Here is a 16,752-nt window from a genome sequence, read left to right on the forward strand (position 1 = left end):
GGCCACCCCACGACGCCCACCCGGGGGGTCGTACGCTTGGCCGTTGTGGCCAGACCCACCTCGCTGCTGAAGCGGCTGCTCCTCGGTCGACCGTTCCGGTCCGACCGGCTCAAGCACACGCTTCTGCCCAAGCGCATCGCGCTGCCCGTCTTCGCGTCCGACGCGCTCTCCAGCGTCGCGTACGCGCCCGACGAGATCCTGCTGACCCTCTCCACCGCCGGCGCCTCGGCGTACTTCTTCTCGCCGTGGATCGCCCTGGCCGTCGTGGTGGTGATGCTCACCGTCGTCGCCAGCTACCGGCAGAACGTGCACGCCTACCCCTCGGGCGGCGGCGACTACGAGGTGGCCACGGTCAACCTCGGGCCCCGGGCGGGGGTCGCGGTGGCCAGCGCGCTGCTGGTCGACTACGTGCTCACGGTCGCGGTCTCGGTCTCCTCCGGGGTGGCCAACCTGGGCTCGGTGGTGCCGTTCGTGGCCACCCACAAGGTGCTGATCGCGGTCACCGCGGTGGTGCTGCTCACCGCGGTGAACCTGCGCGGCCTGCGGGAGTCCGGCACGGCCTTCGCCATCCCCACCTACGGCTTCATCATCGTGATGGTCGGGATGCTGCTCACCGGCCTGGTCCGGGTGTTCGTGCTCGGCCACGACCTGCGCGCGCCCAGCGCCGGCCTGGAGATCCAGGCCGAGCACAGCGTCACCGGCTTCGCCCTGGTCTTCCTGCTGCTGCGGACCTTCTCCTCGGGCTGCGCGGCGCTGACCGGCGTGGAGGCGATCTCCAACGGGGTGCCGGCGTTCAAGGCGCCGAAGAGCCGCAACGCGGCCACCACGCTGCTGCTGCTCGGCACCATCTCGGTGGCCATGCTGGTCGGCATCATCTGGCTGTCCCGCCTCACCGGCCTGCAGTTCGTCGAGGACCCGAGGCTCCAGATCATCTCCGGCCCCGAGGGGTACGTGCAGAAGACCGTCACCACCCAGCTCGGGGAGACGGTCTTCGGCTCCGGCTCGGTGTTGCTCTTCGTGGTCGCCGGGGTCACCGCGCTGATCCTCTTCCTGGCCGCGAACACCGCCTTCAACGGCTTCCCGGTGCTCGGCTCGATCCTCGCCCAGGACCGCTACCTGCCCCGGCAGTTGCACACCCGGGGCGACCGGCTGGCCTTCTCCAACGGCATCGTCTTCCTGGCCGTCGCCGCGATCGTGCTGATCGTCGGCTTCCAGGCCGAGGTGACCAAGCTCATCCAGCTCTACATCGTCGGCGTCTTCGTCTCCTTCACGCTCTCCCAGGCCGGCATGATCCGGCACTGGAACCGGCACCTGCGGACCACGCGGGACCCGCAGGCGCGCCGGCGGATGCTCCGCTCCCGGGCGATCAACACCTTCGGCATGGCGATGACCGGCGCGGTGCTGGTCATCGTGCTCGTCACCAAGTTCCTGCTCGGCGCGTGGATCGCCATCGCCGCGATGGCGATGATCTACGTGCTCATGCTGGGCATCCGCCGGCACTACGACCGGATCGCCGCGGAGCTGACCCCGCCGGACGAGGGCCGCGCCGTGCTGCCCGCCCGCAACCACGCCGTCGTGCTGGTCAGCAAGCTGCACAAGCCGACGCTGCGGGCGATCGCGTACGCCCGGGCCACCCGGCCGGACACGCTGACCGCGGTGACCGTCAACGTCGACGAGAAGGACACCCGGGAGTTGCAGGCGGAGTGGGAGCGGCGGGACCTGCCCGTCCCGCTGACCGTGGTCGACTCGCCGTACCGGGAGATCACCCGCCCGATCCTGAACTACGTGGCCGGCGTCCGCCGGGAGTCGCCGCGCGACGTGGTCACGGTCTTCATCCCCGAGTACGTGGTGGGGCGCTGGTGGGAGCACCTGCTGCACAACCAGAGCGCGCTGCGCCTGAAGGGGCGGCTGCTCTTCGAACCGGGGGTGATGGTGACCAGCGTGCCGTGGCAGCTCGCCTCGACCGCCGGCAAGGACCTGGACCGGCTGGACGCCACACTGAGCCGGGGGCCGGCACGCGGCCCCCGGGTCGCGCCGCGCGGCACCCTGCCGCCGAGCGTCCCGCCCGTCGTGTCCGCGCCGCCCGGCGAGAGCGGCCCGAGTGGTGGAGGTGAACGGTGAGCGCGCACGGGAACGACCGCGGGCTGGAGGAGGCCGAGCGGGTCGAGCTGACCGTGGGGGCGGTCGCGCCCGGCGGGCACTGCGTCGCGCGGGTGAACGGCCAGGTGGTCTTCGTCCGGCACGCGCTGCCCGGCGAGCGGGTGGTCGCCGAGGTCACCGAGGTGCACAAGGGGTTCGTCCGGGCCGACGCGGTGAGCGTGCTCGAGGCCGCCCCGGACCGGGTCGAGCAGCCCTGCCCGTACGCGAAGCCGGGCCGGTGCGGCGGGTGCGACCTGCAACACGTCGCCCCGGCCGCCCAGCTCGACTGGAAGGCGGCGGTGGTGCGCGAGCAGCTCACCCGCCTCGGCGGGCTCACCGACGCCGAGCTGGACGCCCTCGGCGTCCGGGTCGAGGCGCTGCCCGGCGGGCCGCTCGGCTGGCGCTCCCGGGTCCGCTACGCCGTCGACGGGGCGGGCCGGGCCGGCCTGCTCAAGCACCGCTCGCACGAGGTGGTCCCGATCGACCGCTGCCTGATCGCCCACCCCGCGATCCGCGAGCTGCCCGTGCTGGCCCCGACCGGGTCGCGCTGGCCGGACGCGGACGCGGTCGAGACGGTCGCCTCCACGGGCGGGGACGTGGCCGTGACCGCCGTCGCCGACGGGGTGCCCCGCACGGTGAGCGGCCCGGACCGGGTCCGCGAGGTGGCCGCCGGCCGGGAGTGGACGCTGCCGGCGTCGTCGTTCTGGCAGGTCCACCCGGCCGCCGCCGACACCCTCGTCGACGCCGTGCTGGAGCTGGTCGACCCGCGCCCGGGGGAGCGGGCCTGGGACCTCTACGGCGGGGCGGGGCTCTTCGCCGCCGCGCTCGCCGGCCGGGTCGGCGACGCGGGCCGCGTCACCCTGGTCGAGTCGGCGGCCCAGGGCGTCGCCGCCGCCCGGGAGAACCTGCGCGACCTGCCCCGGGTGGAGGTCGTCCCGGCCCGGGTGGAGACCGCGCTGGCCCGCCGCCGGATCACCGGCCCGGTCGACGTGGTGGTGCTCGACCCGCCGCGCTCCGGCGCGGGCGCCCGGGTGGTGCGCGACATCGTGGCCGCCGGTCCCCGCGCGGTGGCGTACGTGGCCTGCGACCCGGCCGCCTTCGCCCGCGACGTGCGCACCTTCGCCGGGCTGGGCTGGCGGCTGACCGTGCTGCGCGGCTTCGACCTGTTCCCGATGACCCAGCACGTCGAGCTGGTCGGTCTGCTCCTGCCCGCCGCCGGGTTGGGAGGGGACCCTTCCTCTACCGAATCCGTCAAGAAGGGGCCCTTCCTCACATGAGGATCGTTGGACTGATGTCGGGGACGTCGTACGACGGGGTGGACGTGGCCGCCGCCGAGTTCACCCCCGACGGGGACACGCTGCGGCTGCGCCCGCTGGGGCACCGCGCCCTCGACTACGACGACGAGCTACGCGAGGCGATCGGCGCGCTGCTGCCGCCCGGGAGCACCACGATCGAGGCGGTCTGCCGGCTGGACAACCGCCTCGGCGAGGTCTTCGCCGAGGCGGCGGCCCTCGGCGTCGAGCTGGCCGGCGGCGCGGTCGACGCGGTGGTCTCGCCCGGGCAGACGGTCTTCCACTGGGTCGCCGACGGGCGCGCGCTGGGCACCCTGCAACTGGGCGCGGTGGCCCGGGTGGCCGCCCGGGTGGGCGTGCCCGTGCTCAGTGACCTGCGCTCGGCGGACGTCGCGGCCGGCGGGCAGGGCGCGCCCCTGGTCCCGGCGTTCGACGCGCTGCTGCTCGACCCGGCCGACGGCGCCGCCCCGCGCGCCGCGCTCAACCTGGGCGGCATCGCCAACCTCACGGTGCTCGCGCCGGGCGCGCCGGTGCTCGGGTACGACGTCGGGCCCGCCAACGCGCTGCTCGACGCGGCGGCCCGCCGCCTCCTCGGGCGGCCCTGCGACCTCGACGGCGCCCGCGCGGCGGCCGGTCGGGTGCACCCCGGCCTGCTCGACGCGTTGCTCGCCGAGCCGTACTACGCGGCGCCGCCGCCCAAGTCGACCGGCAAGGAGCTGTTCCACGCCGGCTACCTGGACGCCCGGCTGGCCGCCCTCGGCGAGGCGGTGCCGGCCGACGACGTGCTCGCCACCCTGACCGAGCTGACGGCCCGGGTGGTGGCCGCCGAGTGCGACCGGCACGGCGTGGCGGAGGTGGTGGCGGCCGGCGGCGGGGTGCGCAACCCCACCCTGACCGCCCGGCTGGCCGCCCTCGGGGCGGGGCGCTGGCGGCTGCGCACCACCGACGAGCTGGGCGTGCCCGCGCAGGCCAAGGAGGCGTACGCGTTCGCCCTGCTGGGCTGGCTCTCCTGGCACGGGCTGCCCGGCGCGCTGCCCTCGGTGACCGGCGCCGCCCGGGCCGCCGTGCTGGGCTCCTGGACCCCGTCCGGGCCGGCGTACCGGGGCGCCCCGGCCGTCCCGGCACCCCGGCGGCTGCGGATCGCGACCTGACTCCCGCAGGGTGCCCCCGGTCACCCGCGATCCACCCGGGGGCTGACCAGGCGCTCAGCACCCCCGGTCGGTGGGCGGGCGTCCGGGCCGTCCTGCGGAGTGTCGGACGGCCGATAGACTCTTGCGTCATGAGCGTTGAAGAGGGCACGGTCCACCACACCGGGCTGCTGGCCACCGTCCGGGGTCCGCAGGACGTCAAGCGGATGTCCGCCGAGGAGCTGGACGTCCTCGCCGCCGAGATCCGTGACTTCCTGGTCGCCAAGGTCTCGCGCACCGGCGGGCACATCGGCCCCAACCTGGGCGTGGTCGAGCTGACGCTGGCCATGCACCGGGTCTTCGACTCCCCGCGCGACCGGCTGCTGTTCGACACCGGCCACCAGGCGTACGTGCACAAGATCGTCACAGGTCGGCAGGTCGGCTTCGACAAGTTGAAGCAGCGCGGTGGCCTCTCCGGCTACCCCAGCCAGGCCGAGAGCGAGCACGACCTCATCGAGAACTCGCACGCCTCCACCGCCCTGTCCTACGCCGACGGCCTGGCCAAGGCCTACAAGCTGCGGGGCGAGCAGCGCAGTGTGGTCGCCGTGGTGGGCGACGGCGCGCTCACCGGCGGCATGTGCTGGGAGGCGCTGAACAACATCGCCACCGCCGGCAACCCGCTGGTGATCGTGGTCAACGACAACGGCCGGTCCTACGCGCCGACCATCGGCGGCCTCGCCGACCACCTCTCCTCGCTGCGGCTCAACCCCGGCTACGAGAAGGTGCTCGACACCGTCAAGGAGGCGCTCGGCTCGACGCCGCTGGTCGGCCGGCCGATGTACGAGGTGCTGCACGCCGTCAAGCGGGGCATCAAGGACGCCGTCGCCCCGCAGGCGATGTTCGAGGACCTCGGCATCAAGTACGTCGGCCCGGTCGACGGGCACGACGTGACGGCGGTCGAGTCGGCGCTGCGGGCGGCGAAGAACTTCGGCGGCCCGGTGATCGTGCACGCCGTCACCCGAAAGGGCTACGGCTACCGCCCGGCCGAGGAGGACGAGGCCGACTGCTTCCACGGCCCCGGCGCCTTCGACGTCGCGACCGGCAAGTCGGTCGCGGCCCCGTCGGTGAAGTGGACCGGCGTCTTCGCCGACGAGCTGGTCGCGATCGCCGACGAGCGGCCCGACGTGGTGGGCATCACCGCCGCGATGGCCGAGCCCACCGGCCTCGCCAAGCTGGCCCGCAAGCACCCGAACCGGGTCTACGACGTGGGCATCGCCGAGCAGCACGCGGCCACCTCGGCCGCCGGCCTGGCCCTCGGCGGGCTGCACCCCGTGGTGGCGGTCTACGCGACCTTCCTCAACCGCGCCTTCGACCAGGTCCTGCTGGACGTGGCGATGCACAAGCTGCCGGTGACCTTCGTGCTGGACCGGGCCGGCATCACCGGCCCCGACGGGCCCAGCCACTACGGCATGTGGGACATGTCGATCTTCGGCGTCGTGCCGGGCCTGCGGATCGCCGCGCCCCGCGACGCCGCCACCCTGCGCGAGGAGCTCCGCGAGGCGGTGGGCGTCGACGACGGCCCGACCATCGTCCGCTTCCCGACCGGCACCGTGGCCGCCGACCTGCCGGCCGTGCGCCGGGTCGGCACCGTCGACGTGCTGGCCGAGGCGGCGCGCAAGGACGTGCTGCTGGTCGCGGTCGGCTCCTTCGGCCACCTGGGCATGGAGGTGGCGACCCGGCTCGCCGAACAGGGCTACGGCGTCACCGTGGTCGACCCGCGCTGGGTCCGGCCGGTCCCGGCCGAGCTGGTCGAGCTGGCCGCCGGGCACCGCCTCGTGGTCACCGTCGAGGACGGCGTACGGGTCGGCGGCGTCGGTGACGCCCTCGCCCAGGCGATGCGGGACGCCGACGTCCGGGTGCCGCTGAAGGACCTGGGCGTACCGGCCGACTGGCACCCGCACGGCAGCCGCGCGCAGATCCTCGCCGACCTCGGCCTGACCGCGCAGGACGTGGCCCGCGACGTCACCGGCTGGATCTCCCGGCTGGACGTCGAGCAGGTCGAGCCGGTGATCGCCGCCGACGACGCGACCGCGCAGAGCTGAGTTTCCGACCGCCGTCGGCGGGTGCCCCGGGAGACCGGGTCACCCGCCGTCGGCGTCTCGCGTGCCGGTCAGCGGACGCCGGGGGAAGGCCGGGTCAGCGGACGCCGGGGGAACGCCGGGTCAGCGACCGCCGAGGGAGCGGTAGTGCGTCTTCTCCGCCTCGGCGAGGCTGAACGTCTCCGACCGGCTCGGCGCCGGCACCACGACCAGCCCCGGCCGGTCCACCAGCCGGGGCGTGTCCGGCGGCGTCGACAGCGAACTGTCGGCGGTCGGCCGCCAGCTCAGCACGGCCAGCGACTGCCCCGGCACCGGCAGCGTGTACGTCTGCAACGGGTTGGCGCGGTCGGCGGGGGAGACCACCGGCGTGCCCCCGTCGGCGGGGCGGTAGACCACGGCGGTCATCGTGCCGTCGGCCGTCTCCCAGCTCAGCTGCTCCAGCTCCGCCGGCTCGCCGCCGCCGAGGGCGACCTCGCCGAGGGTGCGTACGGTCAGCTTGGTCATCGGCCACGACGACGGCACCGAGCGCGGCGCGTCCCGGTCGCCGATGCGCCGGGGGACGCTGCCGAACGGGCCCTCCTCGCCGGCGAGCGCGCAGGTGTCCAGGCCCGTGAGGGCCCGCTTGCCGGAGCCGCTCTCGTCGCGTACGAGGGGGTAGCGCGGGTCGGTGGTGCCGGTGCCGAGGTCCAGCAGCCGGTCGGCGGCCCGGCCCCGGGGCAGCGCCTGGGTGGCTCTGAGCGTGGCGGTCACCGGCACCGCCCGGCAGGCCGGCACGGTCACCGGCTCGGTGAGGCCGTCGGTGTGCCGCAGGGCGCGGCCGTCCGGCCCGAGCAGCCGCTGCACCCGGCCCGACGTGAGGTAGCGCCGCCCGTCGGCGGTGTGCACGGGGAGCACGTCGGAGTAGACGAGGTAGCCGGGGTCGGTGTACTCGGCGGCGCGGGTGACCGCGTACCGGCCGTTCTCGGTGGTGACCTGGAGCAGCCAGGAGGCGCTCTCGCCGGGCACGTCCGCGGCGACCAGGGCCAGCGGCGCGCCGCCGACCTCGCCGGACCAGAGGATCCCGGACGTGGGCAGGTGCACCCGGTCGTCGGCCGGCGACCGCCAGTCGCGTACCGCCTCCGTCACCGCCGACCTGACGGCGGCGTCGCCCGTCAGGGTGCCGCGTGGCGGCCAGACCGTCAGGTCGCCGTCCAGGCTGTCGTAGCCGACCCGCAGGTCGCCCGGCTGCCGGTCGGCCACCGGCCCGCAGGCGGTCGCGGTGAGCAGCAGGGTCAGCAGTGCGGTGGCCGTGATGCCGCGCCGGCGGACTGGAGCCACCTGTACGCCCCCTCGATCGCCTCAGCCGTCGTTCAACGGAAAGCGCCATAGTACGAGATGTCGGATCACCGGGACGCGCCCCCTCGCCCACCGTCCGTGCGCAGGTCGCGGGCGGTGGCCGACGCCGACCACAGAGGACACTGCCGTGGTTTCAGGGTGAATGTCCCGCTCGGGTAGACTCCGCCGACTGTGACGCCTGCCGAGACCCGCGCCGAATCCTGGTCGGAATCCGACGCCGCCGCGGCCCCCGCGTCCGAACCCGTGGCGCCGCCCGTGGGCGGCGGCGCCGGTGACCGTACGCCGGACGGGGCCGCCCGCGCCGACGAGGCCGACGCCCCCGGCGCGGCCGTGGCCACCACCGAAGCGACCGACGCCGCCCCCTCCGGCGAGGCCGGCGGGGCGGACGGCGCGGCCCGGCCCCGGCGGTGGACCCGGCGACGGCAGGACCTCACGGTCTTCGGCCTGTTCCTGCTCGCCGCGGTGTGGGTCACCAGCCAGATCTGGGTGGACCCGGCCGGCCGGGTGGCCTCGCTCTACAGCAGCGACCCGGCCCAGGTGCAGTTCTTCCTCGCCCACTCGGTACGCGTGGTGCTGCACGGCGAGTTCCCGTTCTTCACCGAGCAGTTCAACTACCCCGACGGGGTCAACCTGATGGCCAACACGGCCATCCTCGCGCTGGGCATTCCGATGGTGCCGGTGACGCTGCTCTTCGGGCCTGCCGTGACCTTCGTGGTGCTGGTCACGCTCGCGCTCGCCGGCACGGCCTCGGCCTGGTACTTCGTGCTCTCCCGGCACGTCGTGCGCAGCCCGCTGGCGGCGGCCGTCGGCGGCTGGTTCTGCGGGTTCTCGCCGGCGATGCTGTCGCACGCCAACTGGCACCCCAACATCATCTCGCAGTTCCTGCTGCCGTTCATCGTCTGGCGGGTGCTGCTCATCACCCGGTCCCGGCGGCCGTGGCGCGACGGCGTGCTGCTCGCCCTGATGGTCACCGCCCAGGCGTTCATCAACGAGGAGATCCTGCTCTTCACGGCGCTCGCCTGCGGGGTGTTCCTGCTCGCCGTGCTCGCCCAGCGGCCCGCGCTCTGGTCGGCGGCGTGGCGACCGCTGGCCAAGGCCCTCGCGATCTGCACCCTGCTCGCCGGGTCGCTGCTGGCGTACCCGCTCTACGTCCAGTTCGCCGGGCCGATGGCGTACCACGGACTGAGCGACGCGGTCCGCGACTACGGCAACGACATCGCGGCCTTCTTCGCGCCCGGCTCGCCGACGATCGGCGGCGACGAGCGCGCCAACGTCAACCTCGCGCCGAACTACTCCGAGGAGAACGCCTTCTTCGGTTGGAGCCTCGCCCTGATGGCCGTCGGCATCGTGGCCTGGCTGCGCCGGGAGACGCTGGTCCGGGCGCTCGCCGCGACCGGGGCGTTCTTCGCGGTGCTCTCCCTCGGCGAGCGGGTGTCCTGGTGGCACCGGGAGCTGTTCACCGGCCCCTGGGAGTGGCTGGTCCGGCTGCCGCTGCTCGACGCGGTGGTGCCCACCCGCTTCGGCCTGATCACCAGCGTGGTGGTGGGCATCCTGCTGGCGCTCGCCGTCGAGCGTTCCCGGACGCTGCCGGTCGAGCGGCGCACGCTGCGTACGCTCACCGTTGCCGGGCTCGTCCTCGCGCTGCTGCCGATCGCGCCGATGCCGCTGAAGGTGACCTCCCGCCCGCCCGTACCGGACTTCATCACCGCCGACCGGTGGCGCGGCTACGTCGGTGAGGACCAGACGCTGGTGCCGATCCCGGTGCCGAACATGGGGCACACCCACGGCATGCGCTGGGCCGCCTCCACCAACCTTGACTTCAAGATCCCCGGCGGCTACTTCCTGGCGCCGCGCAACGGCAACACCGGCGACCCCGGCCGCTTCGGCGGTCGGCCCAGCGGCGTCGGGCGGCTGCTGGAGGAGGTCGCCTCGACCGGCCGCATCCCGAAGCTGGACGACCGACAGCGCCGCCGCTCGCTCGACGAGCTGCGGCACTGGCGGGCGGCCATCCTGGTGCTCCCGGTCGGCCAGCACCACTCCGAGCAGCTGCGGCGCACCGTCGAGCAGCTGGTCGGTCCCGGCCGCCGGGAGCTGGACGTCTGGGTCTGGGACGTTCGGACGCTGACCGACCAGCCGACCTGATGAGCGCCCCGGCGGCGACCGGCACCGCCGAGGCGGCACCCGCCCGGCGGTCCCGCCGGCTGCCGGTGCGCGCGCCGGACGCGCTGGTCGTCGCCGGCTACCTCGCCCTGGCGGTGCTGCTGACCCTCGGCCAGTGGGGGCGCCCGGGGCGGCTGTTCCACCAGGCGGGGGACCAGGTCCTCTTCGAGTGGATGCTGGCCCGCGCGGCCCGGGCGGTGACGGGCCTGGAGAACCCGCTGTACAGCGGGGAGCTGAACGCCCCGGACGGGGTGAACCTGATGGCCAACACCTCGGTGCTGGGCCTGGGCGTGCCGCTGACCCCGGTCACCCTGCTCTTCGGCTCGCAGGCCGCGTTCCTGGTGGCCGTGGTCTGCTGCCTCGCCGGCACGGCGACCGCCTGGTACGCGGTGCTGCGCCGCCGGCTCGTCGACTCCCGGGCGGCGGCGGCCGTCGGCGGGCTCGTCTGCGGCTTCGCCCCCGGCATGGTCGCGCAGGCCGGGGCGCACCTGCACATGGCGGCGCAGTTCCTGGTGCCGGTGATCCTGGCGCTGGTGTTCCACCCGGACCCGCGCCGGGTGTGGCGGCACGGGACGCTGCTCGGGCTGCTGGTGGCGTATCAGCTCTTCCTCGGCGAGGAGGTGCTGGCCTTCCTGGTCCTCGCCGCCGGGACGTTCGCGCTGGCGTACGCGGCGGCCGACCGGGAGAGCGCGCGTCGGCGGGCACCCGCGCTGCTCGGCCGCCTCGCGGTCGGGGTGGCGGTGGCGCTGCCGCTGCTCGCGTACCCGCTGTGGTTCCAGTTCTTCGGCCCGGGCCACTACCGGGGGATGCCCTTCCACGCGCACGGCTACCAGCTCGACGCCGCGTCCTTCACCGCCTCGGCGCGGCAGACGGTGCTCGGCGACGACCACCTGCCCGGCCTGCTCGCGCCGAACCCCACCGAGGAGAACTCCTTCTTCGGCCCGGGGCTGCTGGTGCTCGCCGTGGTGATCGTGATCTGGCTGTGGCGCCGGCCGCTGGTCCGCGCGCTGGCCGCCTGCGGGCTGCTCTTCGCGCTGCTCTCGCTGGGCGAGCAGGTCCGCCTGGACGGCACGTCCACCGGCATTCCCGGGCCGTACCGGCTGGTCGCCGAGCTGCCGCTGCTCGACCACGCGGTGCCGGCGCGCTTCCCGCTGGTCTGCGTCCCGGTGCTGGGCATCCTGCTCGCCCTCTCCCTGGACCGGCTGCGCCCCGCAACCGGAGCGGACCGGCTGCGCCCCGCAAGCGGGGCCGACCGGCTGCGCCCCGAGGCCGGGGCCGACCGGCCGCGCCCCGGGAACGGGGCCGAGGCCCGGGTGGGTGCCGTGCCGGTGCGGCTGCTCTGGGGCGGGGCGGTGGCCGCCGCGCTGCTGCCGCTGATCCCCACCCCGATCCGGACCGTGCCGGCCTGGCCGGTGCCGGCGTTCGTGGCCGAGGGCGGCTGGCGGCCCCACGTGCCGCCGGGCCGGACCCTGGTCCCGGTGCCGCCGGTGACCGGCGCGGGGCTCAGCCCGGCGATGCTCTGGTCGGCCCGCACCGGGCTGGCCTTCCCGGCCCCGGGTGGCTACTTCATCGGCCCCCGGAGCGCCGACGACCCGGCCGCCCGGTGGGGCGCCCCGGACCGCCCCACCGCCGAGCTGCTGCGCCGGGTGGCCGAGACCGGCGAGGTGCCGGTGGTCACCGACGAGCACCGCCGGCAGGCGGTCGAGGACCTGCGGCACTGGCGGGCCGCCCTGGTGGTGCAGGGCGGACTGCACCACGGCGACCCGGTGCGCCGTACGCTCGACGCGCTGCTCGGGCCCGGCCGGGAGGTGGCCGGCGCCCACGTCTGGGACGTCCGCCCACTGGTGGGCTGACGGCTCAGTCGACGAGCGGCCGGACGTCCCAGAGCCACACGTCGTCGACGCGCTGGGGCGGGCCGATCAGCGCGGTCATCAGCTCGCGCAGGACCGCCTCGCGGGGATGCGCGCCGAGGACGACCACGGACGCCCGCCAGAAGCGCAGGTCCTCGACGGCCTGGCGGCGGTTCTCCTCCGTCAGCGCGGGGACCGTGTTCTTGTCCATCGTGGAGTAGACCAGGGCGCTGGTCGGACGGTTGGGCGCGCCGAAGACGCCCTCGCCAAGCTCGTTCGGCCCGATGAAGTAGCCGCCCGGGATCGGGAACGCGTGCTGCGTCAGCGCGCTCCAACGCAGCGTGGGCAGGCCGTGCACGTTGCTCGGGATCGGCACCGGCACCAGGGTCCGGCCCTCCGGCACGTACGGGCGCCAGCCGCCGGCGGTGATGAAGTGCGGTGGCGGGTCGACGGGCTCCGCGGGCAGCGGACGCGGGAACAGCGGCAGCACGGCGAGCGCGACGGTCGCGTACCCGACCGGACGGAGCCAGCGGCGGCGCGGCCCGGCGGCGTCGGCACCGGCCGCGCGGTCGTCGCCGTCGGAGCCGGCACGGGGGGCCGGCACCGGCGGGCGGCCGCTGCCGGCGACGGTGTCCCAGGCCAGGGCGAGCAGCACGCCGAGCGCCGCCGCCACCACCAGGGCCAGCCGGGTCGGCATCATCATCTCGACCAGCGGCAGGTCGTCGGAGATGTAGGCCCACGGGCCGTCCGTCTCCGTCTCCACCCCGTTGATCCGCACCTTCGGGCCGATCGAGGCCACCGTGAAGACCACCACCAGCACCGCGAGGATGCGGGCGGCGAGCGAGCGGCGGACCAGCAGCACCAGCGCCACCAGCGACAGCAGCACCAACGGCCAGCCGAACCAGGTGTTCTGCTCGGTCAGGCCGATGGTCTTCTCCACCGCCTCGTCGCCGGCCACGGTGTCGCGGGCGAAGGTGACGAAGGCGGCCAGGTCCTCGCCCCAGCTGTGGAACACCCCGCCCTGCAACCCCCGGTAGGACTGCGGGCCGTTGAACTGGAACCAGATCGGGTAGGCCGTCAGCAGCAGCGCCAGAGCGCCGCCCACGCCGAGCGCGGCGGCGAAGGTGCCGGCCACCGCCCGCGTCCGCGCCGGCCGCATGATCGCGTACGCGACCACGACGACCAGGCAGGCCAGCGCGGTGAGCAGCAGCATCTCCTCGTTGATGAAGATCTGGTACGCCACCAGCAGGCCGAGCACGATCCCGTTGCGCCGCCACCGGCCGGGCTCGCCGAGCCGGAGCACCCGCACCACGATCAGCGGCAGCAGGAAGTTCGAGACGAAGTTGGGCTGGCCGTTGGCGTGGTGCACGATGCCCGGCGCGAAGCCGAGGAACGCGCCGCCGACGAAGGCCGCCGCGCGGGAGCGCACCAGGTGCCGCGACAGCATCCAGTACGACGTGCCGGCCGTCGCGGCCAGCGCGCCGCCCAGGTAGAGGGCGTACATGACCTGCGGGCCGAGGAGCATGGTCAGCGGCGCCAGCGGCAGCGTCACCCCGAGCAGCGAGGTGTTCGCCATCATGTTCACCCCGTCCGGGGCGTTCTGTCGCTCGGTGAACAGCGGGTTCTCCAGGTGCCGCACCGAGTACGCGCCGTGCGAGAAGAGCCACTCGAACCAGCTGTGGTCGGTGGGCAGGTGCGAGGACACCCGGTTCTGCACGTCCACCCAGTAGTTCAGGCACACGAAAACGCCGAGCAGGACATAGGCTCCGATGGCCAGTACGTCGGCGCGGGAGGGCCTGCGCCGGGGCCGGCGCGTCGGCTCGGCCGCGACGGGCTCGGAGACGGAGTTCAGCGAGGGGTTTACCACCGGCACAGCCACGACGCGCCATCGTACAGGCGCTCCGGCGTCGCTTTTGCCTCAGCCGGTGTCCCCACGGCCGATTTGCCGGTCCGCCGGAGGCCACGGTGTGACGGGGAGGACGGCACGTGACGGTCATCGACCTGGGCGAGGTGCGCGACGAGCCGGGCCGCGAGGCGCCGTCGCCCCGCCCGCCGCGCGCCGTCGGCCGCCCGTTGCGGGTCGCGCTGGTGCTCGCGTTCCTCGTGGCCACCGTGGCGGCGGCCGTCCCGGTGCCGGCCCGGGTCGGGCTCGTCGTGCCGGCCCGGCTCGGGTCGGAGGCGTTCCTGCACGGCGACCGGCTCTACGTGGTCGAGCCGGCCGAGAGGGAGCCCGAGGGAACCGTCGAGGTGCGCGCGTACGCCCTGCCCGCGCGGGCGCCGGCCGACGCCGCCCCGCCCAGCCCGGTGTGGCGCTCCCGGGTCGCGGGGGCGGGCCGGTTCTGGCAGGTCCAGACCGGGCCGGGATCGGTGCTCTTCTCGGTCACCGGGGACCAGGACGACGGGCAGACGATCGCCCTGGACGCCGCGACCGGCCGCGGGCTCTGGCGGCAGCCCGGCTACCCCTGGTGGGACCCGACCGGGATCCTGCTGATGCAGACCGGCGGGGAGGAGGGCGGCGCCGTGCGGTCGGTGGATCCGGCCTCCGGGCGGGCCCTCTGGTCGGTGCCGACGACGCGCGGGGGCGCGACGTACAGTCTCCGCGACGGGCGGGTCGAGCGGATCGTCCTGGTCCCCGCCGAGGGGCGGGTCGAGGTGCGCGACCCCCGCTCCGGCGCCCTGGTGCACGCGGCGGACCTGGGTCTCGACGAGGCCTCCGGGCACGTGGTGGTGGCGTTCGACCTGCTGCTGGTCGTCCGGCCGAGCGCGGGCGTGGTGACCGCCTACGGGCTGGACGGGTTGCGGCGGCGGTGGGAGGCGCGCGTCCCCATGGTGGAGCACGTCACCGAGTGCGGCGAGTTGGTGTGCGTGCCCGGGGGGAACGGGTTCGTCGCGCTCGACCCGGCGACCGGCGCGCTCCGGTGGGTCGGCGACCGGTGGTTCGGGGTGCTGTCGGCACAGGACGGCCGGCTCCTGGCGGTCGCGGCCGGGCCCCTCGGTGACCGGCTGGGCGTGCTCGACGCGGCCACCGGTCGGGAAGTGGCCGACCTGGGCACCTGGCAGCTGATGACCTGGCACGCCGACGAACGGATCCTGGCCGTGCGGCCGGCCGCCGCCGGTGGCGGGGTGGTGGTCGCCGAGCTGGACGTCGCCGAGGGCCGGGCCCGGGTGCTGGACGTGCTCCGCGGCGCGTCCGGGGACTGCCGCAGCCGGGCCGACACCGTGGTGTGCCGGCTGCAGACCGGCGAACTCGGCGTCTGGCGCTATCCCGGTTGAGCCGCCGCGCGTCCGGTGCCGTGGACGGCTGCCGGGGTCACCAGTTGGGCTGCTCCGGCGCCGGGGGGAGCGGCACACCGGGCGGCCGGAGCACGTACGCCACCCCGCCGCTGCCACCCTGCCAGGCGGCCTCGAACCGGTCCCGGTCGACGGTCCGGCGCACCGCGTCGTCGTCCGGGGCGTACGGGTCGTTGAGCACCGGCGCGCCCGTGGCGGTGAAGCCCACCAGCACCATCAGGTGCCCGGCGGTGTCGTAGTCCAACCCGGGCACCTCGCCCGACCTGAACGCGGCGGAGACGATCAGCGGGATGCCGGTGGCCACGAACGCCTCCGCCTCGGCCAGCGACCGCAGCCGGGTGACGAAGGCGTCCACCCCGTGCAGCCCCGCGTACGCGGTGTTGAACGGCCAGTTGCCGGCCCCGGCGAAGGCGTGGTCGTAGCAGTGCCGCGCGGCGTGCACCACCACCGGGCGAGGGCCGGGCGGAGCCACCCAGGCGTACCGGGTCGGGGCGGGGGCGGCGTCCCAGAAGGCCAGCACCATCGAGGTGCAGGTGGGGCTGCACCAGGCGTCCCCGCCGCCACCCCATTGCGGGTGGGCGCCGGCGTGCAGCCGCTGCGAGTAGCGCGGCACGTCCAGCACCGTGCCCCAGGCGGCCGGCGCCGTCGCGGCGGACCCACCGGCAGGGGCGGGACCCGGGGCGCGGGACCCGGGCCCGGCGACCGGGGCGGGCCCGGCCGCCACCGGCGGGGAGCCCGCTGCGGTGGGCCGGGACGCCCAGGCCGCTGCCGTCGGGCGCGGGCCCGCGGCGACCGCCCCGACGGCGCGCAGAACCGGGGTGGCGTCGGCGTCCTCGGGCCGGAGCAGGGTCACCCGGACCTGCCAACCGGTGACGGTCGCGCCCGTCACCACCAGCGTGTCCGTGTCCACCCGGGCGTCGGCGTCGCGCTGCCCGGGCACGGACGTCCGGCGGATCGCGTGGTCGTCGGCCGCCCAGTCGGCGAGGACGTACCACCCGGTGGCCGGCGCGTCGTCGTGCCAGCCCCGCAGCTCCACCCGCAGCCAGCAGTCGCCGGGGGTGTCCCCCGTCCACGAGGGCACGACGTCGCGCACGGCGAAGCCGACCGGCACGGGCGGGGACGTCCAGCTGCCGGCCGCGTACCGGCGGGTGCGGCCGTCGGCGTCGGTGTGGTCGAGCCGGTCGGCCGGGTCGGCCAGTTCGAGGCCCCGTCCGCCCGCGCGCAGCCCGGACAGGCTGCCCAGCCCGGCGTCGCCGGGAAGGCGGAAGCCCCGGTAGGTGACGTCCCGTCGGATCGTCGGCGCCGCGTCGGTCATGCGTCTTCCCGTCCGTCGTGAAGGTTGCCGCCAAGAGCATTGCGTACGACGAAGGTTTTCTGCAACGGGCCGGGCCGGGACGGCGGGTGCGGCCCGGTTTGGCTGCCGGCACTAGGTTGTGGGTGGTCAGGGGCACGAGGAGGC

Annotated in this window: 10 protein-coding genes; 7 read left to right on the plus strand and 3 right to left on the minus strand. The window is 75.3% G+C overall.

Annotated features, from left to right (window positions below; translation table 11 throughout):
• Positions 1-45 precede the first annotated feature (45 nt).
• The 4 genes from EV374_RS07830 (at position 46) to dxs (ending at position 6,660) form a co-directional block, all read left to right on the plus strand.
• Positions 46-2,121 carry an APC family permease gene (locus EV374_RS07830; RefSeq protein ID WP_132233043.1) on the plus strand — a complete coding sequence of 692 codons (2,076 nt, stop codon included), beginning with the start codon at positions 46-48 and terminating at the stop codon, positions 2,119-2,121.
• A complete protein-coding gene (locus EV374_RS07835) occupies positions 2,118-3,416 on the plus strand; it encodes a TRAM domain-containing protein (protein WP_132233045.1) in 1,299 nt (432 codons plus the stop codon). Before EV374_RS07830 ends, EV374_RS07835 begins: the two co-directional genes overlap by 4 nt.
• On the plus strand, positions 3,413-4,582 hold the full coding sequence (locus EV374_RS07840) for an anhydro-N-acetylmuramic acid kinase (protein ID WP_132233047.1): 1,170 nt from the start codon (positions 3,413-3,415) through the stop codon (positions 4,580-4,582). Before EV374_RS07835 ends, EV374_RS07840 begins: the two co-directional genes overlap by 4 nt.
• A 128-nt stretch (positions 4,583-4,710) precedes the next feature.
• On the plus strand, positions 4,711-6,660 hold the full coding sequence (gene dxs / locus EV374_RS07845; protein WP_132233049.1) for a 1-deoxy-D-xylulose-5-phosphate synthase: 1,950 nt from the start codon (positions 4,711-4,713) through the stop codon (positions 6,658-6,660).
• A 120-nt stretch (positions 6,661-6,780) separates the two neighbouring features.
• On the opposite strand, the gene EV374_RS07850 is transcribed toward dxs, so the two are convergent.
• The gene (locus EV374_RS07850; protein WP_132233051.1) at positions 6,781-7,974 is read right to left on the minus strand and encodes a hypothetical protein; all 1,194 of its coding nucleotides are present in this window, start codon (positions 7,972-7,974) and stop codon (positions 6,781-6,783) included.
• A 189-nt stretch (positions 7,975-8,163) separates the two neighbouring features.
• Between EV374_RS07850 and EV374_RS07855 the strand changes: the two genes are divergently transcribed.
• Positions 8,164-10,134: a glycosyltransferase family protein gene (locus EV374_RS07855; protein WP_486485631.1), complete on the plus strand. Its 1,971-nt coding sequence runs from the start codon at positions 8,164-8,166 to the stop codon at positions 10,132-10,134.
• Entirely contained in the window at positions 10,134-12,005 is a 1,872-nt protein-coding gene (locus tag EV374_RS07860; RefSeq protein ID WP_132233053.1) for a DUF6311 domain-containing protein, read from the plus strand. The genes EV374_RS07855 and EV374_RS07860 overlap by 1 nt, the downstream gene beginning before the upstream one ends.
• Positions 12,006-12,009: 4 nt before the next feature.
• Here the strand turns inward: EV374_RS07860 and EV374_RS07865 are convergent, their stop codons facing one another.
• The gene (locus EV374_RS07865; protein WP_132233055.1) at positions 12,010-13,881 is read right to left on the minus strand and encodes a glycosyltransferase family 87 protein; all 1,872 of its coding nucleotides are present in this window, start codon (positions 13,879-13,881) and stop codon (positions 12,010-12,012) included.
• Positions 13,882-13,988: 107 nt separating this feature from the next.
• Between EV374_RS07865 and EV374_RS07870 the strand changes: the two genes are divergently transcribed.
• Positions 13,989-15,275, plus strand: a complete 1,287-nt coding sequence (locus EV374_RS07870; protein ID WP_132233057.1) for an outer membrane protein assembly factor BamB family protein — start codon at positions 13,989-13,991, stop codon at positions 15,273-15,275.
• Between the two features lie 37 nt (positions 15,276-15,312).
• Here the strand turns inward: EV374_RS07870 and EV374_RS07875 are convergent, their stop codons facing one another.
• Positions 15,313-16,608: a C39 family peptidase gene (locus EV374_RS07875; protein ID WP_132233059.1), complete on the minus strand. Its 1,296-nt coding sequence runs from the start codon at positions 16,606-16,608 to the stop codon at positions 15,313-15,315.
• Positions 16,609-16,752 lie beyond the last annotated feature (144 nt).

This window comes from Micromonospora sp. CNZ303 (assembly GCF_004345505.1).